General features: G+C 63.3%; 12 protein-coding genes. 7 read left to right on the forward strand and 5 right to left on the reverse strand.

Going from position 1 to position 9,698, the window contains the following annotated elements; translation table 11 throughout:
- The 3 genes from RSO41_RS16420 to dcd all read left to right on the forward strand — a co-directional run.
- On the forward strand, positions 1-222 hold a 222-nt coding region (locus RSO41_RS16420; RefSeq protein ID WP_315620294.1), incomplete at its 5' end, for a hypothetical protein.
- A gap of 151 nt (positions 223-373) precedes the next feature.
- Entirely contained in the window at positions 374-1,174 is an 801-nt protein-coding gene (gene apbC / locus RSO41_RS16425) for an iron-sulfur cluster carrier protein ApbC (protein WP_315620309.1), read from the forward strand.
- Positions 1,175-1,254: 80 nt separating this feature from the next.
- Positions 1,255-1,821 carry a dCTP deaminase gene (gene dcd / locus RSO41_RS16430; RefSeq protein WP_315620295.1) on the forward strand — a complete coding sequence of 189 codons (567 nt, stop codon included), beginning with the start codon at positions 1,255-1,257 and terminating at the stop codon, positions 1,819-1,821.
- 108 nt (positions 1,822-1,929) lie between these two features.
- On the opposite strand, the gene purN is transcribed toward dcd, so the two are convergent.
- On the reverse strand, positions 1,930-2,670 hold the full coding sequence (gene purN / locus RSO41_RS16435; protein WP_315620296.1) for a phosphoribosylglycinamide formyltransferase: 741 nt from the start codon (positions 2,668-2,670) through the stop codon (positions 1,930-1,932).
- Positions 2,667-3,740 carry a phosphoribosylformylglycinamidine cyclo-ligase gene (gene purM / locus RSO41_RS16440; protein ID WP_315620297.1) on the reverse strand — a complete coding sequence of 358 codons (1,074 nt, stop codon included), beginning with the start codon at positions 3,738-3,740 and terminating at the stop codon, positions 2,667-2,669. Before purM ends, purN begins: the two co-directional genes overlap by 4 nt.
- Before the next feature lie 158 nt (positions 3,741-3,898).
- On the opposite strand from purM, the gene RSO41_RS16445 reads away from it, so the two are divergent.
- Together RSO41_RS16445 and hda are read left to right on the forward strand one after the other, a co-directional pair.
- Positions 3,899-4,975 (forward strand): AI-2E family transporter, encoded by a 1,077-nt coding sequence (locus RSO41_RS16445; protein ID WP_315620298.1) that lies wholly within the window; start codon positions 3,899-3,901, stop codon positions 4,973-4,975.
- Positions 4,972-5,673, forward strand: coding sequence for a DnaA regulatory inactivator Hda (gene hda / locus RSO41_RS16450; RefSeq protein ID WP_315620299.1), 702 nt, complete (start codon positions 4,972-4,974; stop codon positions 5,671-5,673). Before RSO41_RS16445 ends, hda begins: the two co-directional genes overlap by 4 nt.
- Positions 5,674-5,678: 5 nt before the next feature.
- Here the strand turns inward: hda and ehuB are convergent, their stop codons facing one another.
- The 3 genes from ehuB to RSO41_RS16465 form a co-directional block, all read right to left on the reverse strand.
- Complete coding sequence (ehuB, locus tag RSO41_RS16455) at positions 5,679-6,578, reverse strand: ectoine/hydroxyectoine ABC transporter substrate-binding protein EhuB (RefSeq protein WP_315620300.1); 900 nt, start codon at positions 6,576-6,578, stop codon at positions 5,679-5,681.
- A 101-nt stretch (positions 6,579-6,679) separates the two neighbouring features.
- Complete coding sequence (locus RSO41_RS16460; protein ID WP_315620301.1) at positions 6,680-7,219, reverse strand: hypothetical protein; 540 nt, start codon at positions 7,217-7,219, stop codon at positions 6,680-6,682.
- A 301-nt stretch (positions 7,220-7,520) separates the two neighbouring features.
- Complete coding sequence (locus RSO41_RS16465; RefSeq protein WP_285919833.1) at positions 7,521-7,895, reverse strand: phasin family protein; 375 nt, start codon at positions 7,893-7,895, stop codon at positions 7,521-7,523.
- A gap of 108 nt (positions 7,896-8,003) precedes the next feature.
- Between RSO41_RS16465 and RSO41_RS16470 the strand changes: the two genes are divergently transcribed.
- Both RSO41_RS16470 and RSO41_RS16475 read left to right on the forward strand, forming a co-directional pair.
- Positions 8,004-8,165 (forward strand): hypothetical protein, encoded by a 162-nt coding sequence (locus RSO41_RS16470; RefSeq protein ID WP_315620302.1) that lies wholly within the window; start codon positions 8,004-8,006, stop codon positions 8,163-8,165.
- On the forward strand, positions 8,162-9,541 hold the full coding sequence (locus RSO41_RS16475) for a class II fumarate hydratase (RefSeq protein WP_315620303.1): 1,380 nt from the start codon (positions 8,162-8,164) through the stop codon (positions 9,539-9,541). Before RSO41_RS16470 ends, RSO41_RS16475 begins: the two co-directional genes overlap by 4 nt.
- The last annotated feature ends 157 nt before the right edge of the window (positions 9,542-9,698 follow it).

Below are 9,698 nucleotides of genomic sequence, written 5' to 3' on the forward strand. Positions count from 1 at the left end.
CGTTCCACCGACGCATCCGAGGGTGAATCGTCCGAGTCGCAGGGCGGCGAGGAAGCCGCATCGTCCACCGACGCATCCGAGAGTGAAGCGTCCGAGTCTCAGGGCGGCGAGAAAACGGCGCCGTCCGCTGAGGCGAGCGATGATGAGCCGTCCGAGCCGGAGAAGACGGAAGATCCGTCATCTTCCGAGTCGAATCAGGACGAGAAGGCTCAGGAAGTCTGAATCCTGTCGTATCGTCGAGAGAAGGACGCGCCTTGGCGCGTCCTTCGTCGTTCATGGGCATGCTCGACGTTGCATCACGCGGTGAGGGGACAGGTATACTGGCATCACCCGACCGTACGGTCGGCCCCAAGCGTAAAAGGAGCGAGTCGTGATCGAAGGGGTCAAGCATATCGTCGCCGTGGCGTCCGGCAAGGGGGGCGTCGGCAAGTCCACCGTCACCGCCAACCTGGCTCTGGCCATGGCCACCGAGGGGTATCGCGTCGGCATTCTGGACGCTGATATCCATGGGCCCAGCCAGGCTCGCATGCTGGGTGTCGCTGAAGGGACGAGGCCCGCATCCGCCGGAGAGAATCGCCTCAAGCCGCTGGAGGCTCATGGCCTGCAGGCGATGTCCATGGCGTTCATGATCGATGTCCGTGAGCCGACGGTGTGGCGTGGCCCGATGGTCGCCGGCGCCTTCCAGCAGTTGTTGACCCAGACGGTATGGGATGATCTGGATGTCCTGTTCATCGACATGCCGCCCGGCACCGGTGATATCCAGCTGACGCTGGCGCAGAAGGTGCCGGTGGATGGTGCCGTGATCGTGACCACCCCTCAGGACATCGCGTTGCTGGACGCCCGAAAGGGCATCGAGATGTTCCGCAAGGTCAATGTCCCCACTCTTGGTGTGGTGGAAAACATGAGCCTGCACGTCTGCTCGAATTGTGGCCACAGCGAACCGATCTTCGGGGAAGGCGGTGGCGAACGCATCGCGGCGGAGTACGATACCCGCCTGCTGGGCCGCCTGCCGCTGACCCTGGCGATTCGCGAACAGGCCGATGGCGGCAGCCCGACCGTCGTGGCCGACCCCGATGGCGAGGTGACAGGCACCTTCCGGGATATGGCGCGTCAGGTGGCCGAGCAGCTCGGTGGGCCGACCGACGAGGGGCCGGAAATCTCGTTCAGCGAATAATGACGTGCCGATGAGCCGTGACGGCTCGCGTCGTGGCCGCTATCATGTCGGGCCTTGTTTCGACCCATCAGGACGACCCCATGAGCATCAAATCCGACCACTGGATCCGTCGCATGGCCGAGCAGGAGGGCATGATCGAGCCCTTCGAGGCCGATCAGGTGCGTTATGTGAATGAGCGGCGGGTGATCTCCTACGGGACGTCCAGCTATGGATACGATGTCCGCTGTGCCGACGAGTTCAAGGTGTTCACCAACATTCACTCGGCGGTGGTTGACCCCAAGGGATTCGACGAAAAGAGCTTCGTCGACATCAAGGGGGATGTCTGCGTGATTCCGCCGAACTCCTTTGCCCTGGCGCGTACCGTCGAATACTTCCGTATTCCCCGTAGCGTTCTGACCATCTGCCTCGGCAAGTCGACGTATGCGCGTTGTGGCATCATCGTCAATGTGACACCGCTCGAACCGGAGTGGGAAGGGCATGTCACCCTGGAATTCTCCAATACCACCAACCTGCCGGCCAAGATCTATGCCAATGAGGGCGTGGCCCAGATGTTGTTTCTGGAGTCCGACGAGGTCTGCGCGACTTCCTACAAGGATCGGGCTGGCAAGTACATGGGGCAGCGAGGGGTGACGCTCCCCCGAACCTGACCCGGCCTTCGGCCGGAGCGATAAGCCTTAAGCTGTAAGAAGAGACAACCCCGCCGTAATCCGGCGGGGTTGTCTTGTATGTTACTGAATTTACGCTGATCTTACAGCTTACAGCTCCGCATCCTCGTCCAGTTCCTCGGCGGCGTCGTCGTGCGAGAGACGCATGCCGGTCGGTGGCAGTGGGGTGTTGTCCATGGCGGCGGCGTCACCTGCCAGCTTGAGACGCCCTTCGAGAAACCAGTTCACGGCGATGGGCAGGATCAGGTGTTCGCGTGCCTGCACCTTGTCCTTCAGGGTCTGCTCGGAGTCCGCGTCCTCTATTCGTACCTCGGCCTGGAGTGCCACGGGGCCGCCATCCAGTTCCTCGGTGACGAAGTGCACACTGCAACCGTGCTGGGTCGTGCCGTCGGCGAGGGCTCGGGCGTGAGTGTGCAGTCCCTGGTAAGCCGGCAGCAGCGAAGGGTGGATGTTGAGCATCCGGCCGAGGAAGCGCTGGACGAAGCGCGGAGTGAGAATGCGCATGAAGCCGGCCAGCACCACGAGGTCGGGCTCATGGCGCTCGATGACCTTGATCAGTGCGCCGTCGAAGGCCTCGCGACTCTCGTACTCCCGATGGGGCAGGGCCACGGCATCGATGCCGGCATCGCGAGCGCGCTTGAGGCCGTAGGCATCGGCCTGGTTGGAGACCACCGCCACGATCTCGCCGCCGAGGCGGTCGTGCTCCTGTGCCTCGATCAGCGCCTGGAGGTTGCTGCCGTTGCCGGAAATCAGCACCACGACCCGCCGTGCCTCGGCGGGTTCGGGAGTGAAATCCTGAAGGGTGTCGCTCGGGTAATCGGTCTCGCTCATTCGGTCAGGTTCTCCAGTCGGACCACGTCATCGCCCTCGCCCCGCGGGACGATCTCTCCGATGCGGTGTACCGTCTCGCCCAGGGCCTGGAGGTGGGCGCGGGCCTGGTCGGCACGGTCCGCGGGCACGACCAGTACCATGCCGATGCCGCAGTTGAGGACGCGATGCATCTCGTGTTCGTCGACATTGCCCTGGATCTTGAGCCAGTCGAAGACGGCCGGACGCTGCCAGTTGGCCGTGTCGATGCGGGCGGCGGCACCTTCTGGCAAGACCCGAGGCAGATTCTCGAGCAGGCCACCCCCGGTGATATGCGACAGGGCGTGGACCGGAATGTCGGTCTCCTTGAGCAGGGACAGCAGTGGTTTGACGTAGATACGGGTCGGGGCCATCAGTGCATCGCCCAGGGAGCGACCGTCGATGGCGGTATCCAGTGAGACCTCGCTGAGCTCGAGGATCTTGCGGATCAGCGAGTAGCCGTTGGAGTGCGGCCCGGACGAGGCCATGCCCAATAGCACGTCGCCTTCGGCGACTTTCTGGCCGTCGAGAATCTCGTCTTTCTCGACCACGCCGACGCAGAAGCCGGCCAGGTCGTAGTCACTGCCCTCGTACATGCCGGGCATTTCGGCCGTCTCGCCACCGACCAGAGCGCAGCCAGCCTGTTCGCAGCCCTGACCGATGCCGGTCACGACGTCCGCCGCGATGTCGACATCCAGCTTGCCCGTGGCATAGTAGTCAAGGAACATCAGGGGCTCGGCGCCAGCGACCACCAGGTCGTTGACGCACATGGCCACCAGATCAATACCGATGGTGTCGTGACGACCGAGGTCCATGGCCAGGCGCAGCTTGGTGCCCACACCGTCGGTGCCGGAGACCAGAACAGGCTCACGGTAGCCGGCGGGGAGCTGGCACAGAGCGCCGAAGCCGCCCAGGCCACCCATCACTTCGGGACGTGTCGTGCGACGAGCAACGCCCTTGATGCGGTCGACCAGGGCATTACCGGCGTCGATGTCGACACCGGCGTCCTTGTAGCTGAGCGAGGCGCCGCTCGGGCGCTTGGTGGAGTCGGTCATGGCCTGTCCTGTATGAACATTGCTGTCGAAGGCGCGCCCTGGTGCCTTGGCCATCAAAGTGGCGCAAGGACGCCGCGGTGGGCAAGATCGGGCGCAGATTGTAGCATCACGTAGCGTGGCACGCACCGCCACACGGGGCATCGCACAGGGAGAGCAGGATGCGTAGACAAGGCTGGATCGCGGCCATACTGGCGGCACTGGGGTTGTGGTTCTTCATCAGTATCGAACCGGTGCTGATGCCATTTTTCGTCAGCATGGTACTGGCCTACCTGGGCGACCCTCTGGCCGACCGGCTTGAGGAGAAGGGGCTTTCGCGGCGGCTTTCGGTGTCGCTGGTGTTCCTGTTGTTGACGCTGGTCATCGTCACGAGCCTGGTGCTCGTCATCCCGGTCCTGGGCCGGCAGCTGGGCCAGCTGATCGAGTCGCTGCCCGCGATCCTGGGATGGGTGCAGAGCACGGTGGTGCCGTGGGTCCAGTCGATGACCGGCATGGACCTGAGTACCGATGTCGATCAGATGCGGCAAGCGCTGGTCGATAACTGGAAGGAAACCGGCACCTTCGCCGCGACCCTGTTGGCCAAGGTGTCGAAGTCGGGGCTGGCACTGGTCGCAATGGTCGGCAATCTGGCCCTGATACCGGTGGTCACCTTCTACTTGTTGCTGGATTGGGATGATCTGGTGGCCAAGGTGCGAGGGTCGCTGCCTCGCCGCTGGGAGCCGACGGCGGTACGCCTGGCCGGAGAATGCGATGAAGTCCTCTCGGCGTTCCTGCGCGGTCAATTGATCGTCATGCTGTGCCTCGGCGTCATCTATGCCATCGGCCTGACCCTGCTTGGCGTGAAGTTCGGGTTGCTGATCGGTCTGCTGTCGGGGCTGGCGAGCATCGTGCCCTATCTCGGCGTGATCGTCGGCATCTCGGTGGCCGGAGTGGTCGCCTTCTTCCAATCCGGCGAAATATGGATGCTGCTGGGCGTGGCGGTCGTCTTCGGCTTTGGTCAGTTCATCGAGAGTATCGTGCTGCAGCCCAAGCTGCTGGGCGACAAGATCGGTCTGCATCCGGTTGCCGTCATCTTCGCCGTGCTGGCGGGTGGTCAGCTGTTCGGCTTCACCGGCGTGCTGCTGGCGTTGCCGGTGGCGGCGATGGTCATGGTGGTATTGCGTTATCTGCATGAGCGCTATAAAAACAGTTCGCTCTATGACGCTGATCGCCAAGCTTCCAACGAGGAGTCGCCATGAGTCGAGCACCCGCGCAGTTGCCACTGGGGGTGGGACTGCGTGACGATGCCACCTTCGCCAACTTTCACCCGGGGCCCAGTGCGACCCTGGTGGCATGCCTGAAGCATCAGCTGGAGGAAGGTGGCGAGCCGTTTCTCTATCTATGGGGCGCCGATGGCGTGGGGCGCAGTCATCTCCTGCAGGCGGCTTGCCATGCCGCGTCCGATCAGGATCGGCGAGCCCTCTATCTGCCGCTCGAGGAACTCGGTCACTTTCCGCCATTGATGCTCGAGGAAGTGGAACGGCTCGACCTGGTGGCCATCGACGACCTGGAGCGGGTGGTCGGCCGCAAGCGTTGGGAAGAGGCGCTGTTCCATGCCTTCAATCGGTTGCGGGACGAGGGACGCCGTCTGATCGTTGCGGCTTCGGCACCGCCTCGGCAACTGGCGGTCACCTTGCCCGATCTGGCCTCACGCTTGACCTGGGGCATGACCTTTCACGTCCCGGGGCTCGATGACCCGGGGCGGCTGGCGGCCCTGCAGTTGCGTGCCAGGGGCCGAGGCATGCAACTATCCGACGACGTTGCCCGTTATATTCTGCACCGCGGGCCGAGGCGCCTGGAGGCACTGTTCGATGTTCTGGAAACGCTTGATCGTGCCTCACTATCGGCCCAGCGCAAGCTGACCATCCCTTTCGTCAAGCAGGCACTGGGCTGGTAGGCCCTTCATTCGCGCGCCGTGCATAGCCATTCGGTCTCGAAACGGAAGGCGTTGAGCACGTCATCCTGGGTGAAGCCGTGGCGGGTCAGGATGTCTTCCCATGCCCGGGTGTGGCGGTAGTCCGTGAGCGCTTCATCGAAGGCATCCCGCAATGTCTCGGCGTCGGCGGGGAAGGTGAAGCCGCCCCAGCTACGCACGATTTCGCCGTTCACCTTCGGGTCCTCGAAGCCTTCCGCCACTTCGACGTCCGGACTTCTTTCGCCCAACTGGCTGACCGTCAGCCCGGTGCCGGCATAGGCGTCGGCGTGGTCGGACAGCAGCGTCTCGATGGCCGCATCGTTGGTCTCGATGGCGGTCATGCGTTCATCGGGAACGCCGAGTGCCCGGAGGATATCGACCTGGGTCGCGCCCTGCAGGACGGCGACCTTGATATCGTCACGCTCCGCGAACGCCGCGTAGTCGCGGATGTCCATCGGATTGGTGGCTCTGACCAGCAGTCCTTCCCCATAGGAGGTGTTGGGTGCCGAGAAGAGCACGCGTTCACACCGTTCGGGGCGAATGGCCATCTCGGCGGCCGCCATGTCGAAACGTCCTTCCTCGAGGCCTGGAATCAGGTCTCCGAAGGAGGTGGCGACCCACTCGATATCGTCGATGCCGAGTTCATCGAGCACGTGGCGTGCTACCTCGGGGCCGGCGCCCTGGCCCTGGCCTTCGTCATCCAGGTAGCCGTAGGGCACTTCGTTGGCCACGGCAACACGAATACTGCCCTGCTGGCGAAGCTCCTCCAGTGATGCGGCCAGGGCGGTGGGGGCCATCAGGGTCAGTGCCAGGGGGACGGCCAGCCACGCGAGACGCATGCCGTCGCTGACACCTCGGGGTGTGGCCCCGGTTTCCCTATTGTCCATTGCCTGCCTCCTCCGTTGGCGCCTTCTCTGTATTGGTGTGAGACTCCATTCTCAGCGTAGATCGCTGCCCGGTGGGGCGCCATCGACCATCGGCGGTGGACTCATCGTTTCAGCTGTATCTCGCGATGCTGCCCGTTGCGCAGGCCCACCTCGTGAATGACGATCCGGCGCTGGTCGCTTGTGGGGTCGACCAGGCTGCCCGACACATAGAAGTTGCCGGCGGGCAGGCCTCGCAGCATGAAGTAGCCATTGCCATCGGTGCGTGTCGTGTGGGTATAGGCACGAGCTCTGGGGTCTGCCCGCTCTACTGCGCGGCCTGCCAGAGCCTGCTCGGCTGCCTCGGCGGAGTAAGTGGTGACCGGAGCCACGGAGACGGTCTCGCCGGCGCCGATCACGGTGCCGGACGCGGTGTCGAGGGTCAGGCGGCCACTGAGGGCGGCGTTGCCGGTCTTCTCGAGAGCGGCATACTCGTCTTCGGGAAAGTCGACCTGGCGAGCCACGCGGCCGATATCGCGGTCAGGCTCGTCGCTGATATCGGTGATGTCGACCGAGTCGTCACGTTGCGTGCCACCCGATGGCGGAAGGGCCTGACAGCCCGCGAGAACGATGCCCAGCAGAAGGGGCAGGAGGAAATGTCGCATATAGCGTCTCCCGTTAGGGGAAACACTGCACAAATGCCTGCGCGTGCAAATTGCTGCGTTACGCGATGCTCAGAATCCTCACCTATACCGCATAGGCTCCGGTTCTTGCGCTCCGGGCGCCTTGCATGACCCACAAGGAAGTGGGAAATGCGATGGCCCGTCGGGAACGGGCCTAGCCTTTGCTCCGCTCGTCTATTTGTTCAGTGCTTCCTTGGCATTGGCCCTGTGTGCGGGGAGAGCTTAACGCAAAAGGGCCACCGCCAGTAGCGGTGGCCCTCGAAGTGCTCTTCAGAGCGGGTGATCAGGCCTTGCGGGTGGCCTTTTCGACGCTCTCGGAAGCTTGTTTGACGTTGGCGTCGGTCAGCTTCTGGCTCTGCTGGACGAAGTCCTGCTGCAGGGAGACGACTTTCTCTGCATCACCCTTGAAACGCTCGGTCAGTTCCTTGGCGACCTTCTGCTGGTCTTCCATGTAGGAACGCAGGCCCTCGGCATCCTTGACGTCGAGCAGAGAGCGGAGCTGGGAAATACCGGTTTCGGTATAGGCCTGGCCAGCGTCCAGCTGGGCGCGCAACATCTTTTCGGTGAAATCCACGGACAGCGACGCATAGGCACGTGCCGGGCCGAAGAACAGGGACTCGAACTGCTCGGTGAACTGCTGGGTATTGAAATCGCGCATCGTCTGAACCCTCCTGGGGTCGGTCTTCGTTGAAGGCCTGGGCGATCCGCCGATGCCTTCTCGTGTATGTTGCAATGCACAATAGCAGGCGATTTTGTGCGTTGCAACATGCGAGATGCAAAAAAGCCGGAAGGCGGTTCTGGTGCGTCCATGCCGTCGGCGCTCAAGGTTTTCTCGTATTGCGACCAGGAATCGTTCATGAGCGCCTTGCAAGCTTTTCCCGGCATCGCCATGGTGAGAGGAGAACATGCCGACGAGGAAGCGAAATGAGTGACAAGCGAATCGAGCGTGACAGCATGGGTGAGCTGGAGGTGCCGGCCGATGCTCTCTATGGCGCTCAGACGCAACGCGCGGTGAACAACTTCCCGGTATCCGGCCAGGCCATGCCGGTGGCCTTCATTCACGCCATCGCGCACATCAAACGTGCCGCGGCGCGTGTCAATCATGATCTGGATCTCCTCGATGGTCCGCGTGCCGAGGCCATTGTCGAGGCCGCCGAGGCCGTGATCGACGGCCAGCATGATGACCAGTTTCCGGTGGATGTCTTCCAGACCGGTTCGGGAACCTCGAGCAACATGAACGTCAACGAGGTGATCGCGCACCTGGCGGTCGCCGAAGGTGTCGAGGTCGGCCCCAACGATCACGTCAACATGGGGCAGTCGAGCAATGACGTGATTCCCACGGCTCTGCATCTGTCGGCGGCCCTGGAGGTGACCCGCGAGTTGCGTCCGGCACTGGTGCACCTGCGCGAGACGATCGACAACCGCGCCGCCGAGCTCGATGAGGTGGTCAAGACGGGTCGAACTCACCTGATGGACGCCATGCCGCTACGCATGAGCCAGGAACTTGGCGGCTGGTCGAGCCAGGTGGCCCAGGCCATCGAACGGATCGACAGTGCCATGACACGGCTGTGTCGGCTGGCCCAGGGGGGCACGGCGGTGGGGACCGGCATCAATGCCCATCCCGAGTTTGCCGAACGCATGGCCCGGGAGCTCGGACAGCGTACCGGACTGACGCTGACGCCCAATGACAGCTTCTTCGCCAGCCTCGGTTCCCAGGATGCTGCCGTGGAGCTTTCCGGTCAGCTGCGCGGCCTGGCCTGCGTGGTGATGAAGATTGCCAACGACCTGCGTTGGATGAACTCCGGGCCACTGGCCGGCCTGGGCGAGATCGAGCTCGAGGCATTGCAGCCAGGCAGCTCGATCATGCCGGGCAAGGTCAATCCGGTGATTCCCGAATCGGCCGCCCAGGCGGCGGCCCAGGTCATCGGCCTGGATTCGGCGGTGACCGTGGCCGGTCAGAGCGGCAACTTCCAGCTCAATGTCATGCTGCCGCTGGTTGCCAACAACTTGCTGACCTCGATCACCTTGATGAGCAATACCTCGCGCCTGCTGGCCGATCGGGCGATAGCCACCTTCAAGGTACGTGAGGACCAGTTGCGCGAACCACTTTCGCGCAATCCGATCCTGGTGACGGCGTTGAACTCGGTCATCGGCTACAACGCCGCCGCGGCCATCGCCAAGCAGGCCTATCAGGCCGGCCGGCCGATCATCGAGGTCGCCGAGGAACAGACCGACCTGTCGCGCAAGGAGCTGGAGCGGCTGCTCGACCCGGTAGCCCTGACGCGAGGCGGAATTCCGGAATGACCGGGCGTCGCCCGGAGCTGTAAGCCGTAAGCTTTAAGCTGTAAGTAACCCTTTGGTCCGAGAGGGCTGGGGTTATGCTGCCTTCGAGCTTCGAGCTTCGAGCTTCGAGCTTCGAGCTTCGAGCTTCGAGCTTCGAGCTTCGAGCTTCGAGCTTCGA

Origin of the sequence: Halomonas sp. I1 (assembly GCF_032334135.1) — a bacterium.
GTDB lineage: Bacteria > Pseudomonadota > Gammaproteobacteria > Pseudomonadales > Halomonadaceae > Halomonas.

Coding starts and splice junctions, on each gene's coding strand:
- dcd (WP_315620295.1), top strand. CDS start 1,255: ATGAGCATCAAATCCGACCACTGGATCCGTCGCATGGCCGAGCAGGAG.
- purN (WP_315620296.1), bottom strand. CDS start 2,670: ATGAGCGAGACCGATTACCCGAGCGACACCCTTCAGGATTTCACTCCC.
- purM (WP_315620297.1), bottom strand. CDS start 3,740: ATGACCGACTCCACCAAGCGCCCGAGCGGCGCCTCGCTCAGCTACAAG.
- RSO41_RS16445 (WP_315620298.1), top strand. CDS start 3,899: ATGCGTAGACAAGGCTGGATCGCGGCCATACTGGCGGCACTGGGGTTG.
- hda (WP_315620299.1), top strand. CDS start 4,972: ATGAGTCGAGCACCCGCGCAGTTGCCACTGGGGGTGGGACTGCGTGAC.
- ehuB (WP_315620300.1), bottom strand. CDS start 6,578: ATGGACAATAGGGAAACCGGGGCCACACCCCGAGGTGTCAGCGACGGC.
- RSO41_RS16460 (WP_315620301.1), bottom strand. CDS start 7,219: ATGCGACATTTCCTCCTGCCCCTTCTGCTGGGCATCGTTCTCGCGGGC.
- RSO41_RS16465 (WP_285919833.1), bottom strand. CDS start 7,895: ATGCGCGATTTCAATACCCAGCAGTTCACCGAGCAGTTCGAGTCCCTG.
- RSO41_RS16470 (WP_315620302.1), top strand. CDS start 8,004: ATGCGAGATGCAAAAAAGCCGGAAGGCGGTTCTGGTGCGTCCATGCCG.
- RSO41_RS16475 (WP_315620303.1), top strand. CDS start 8,162: ATGAGTGACAAGCGAATCGAGCGTGACAGCATGGGTGAGCTGGAGGTG.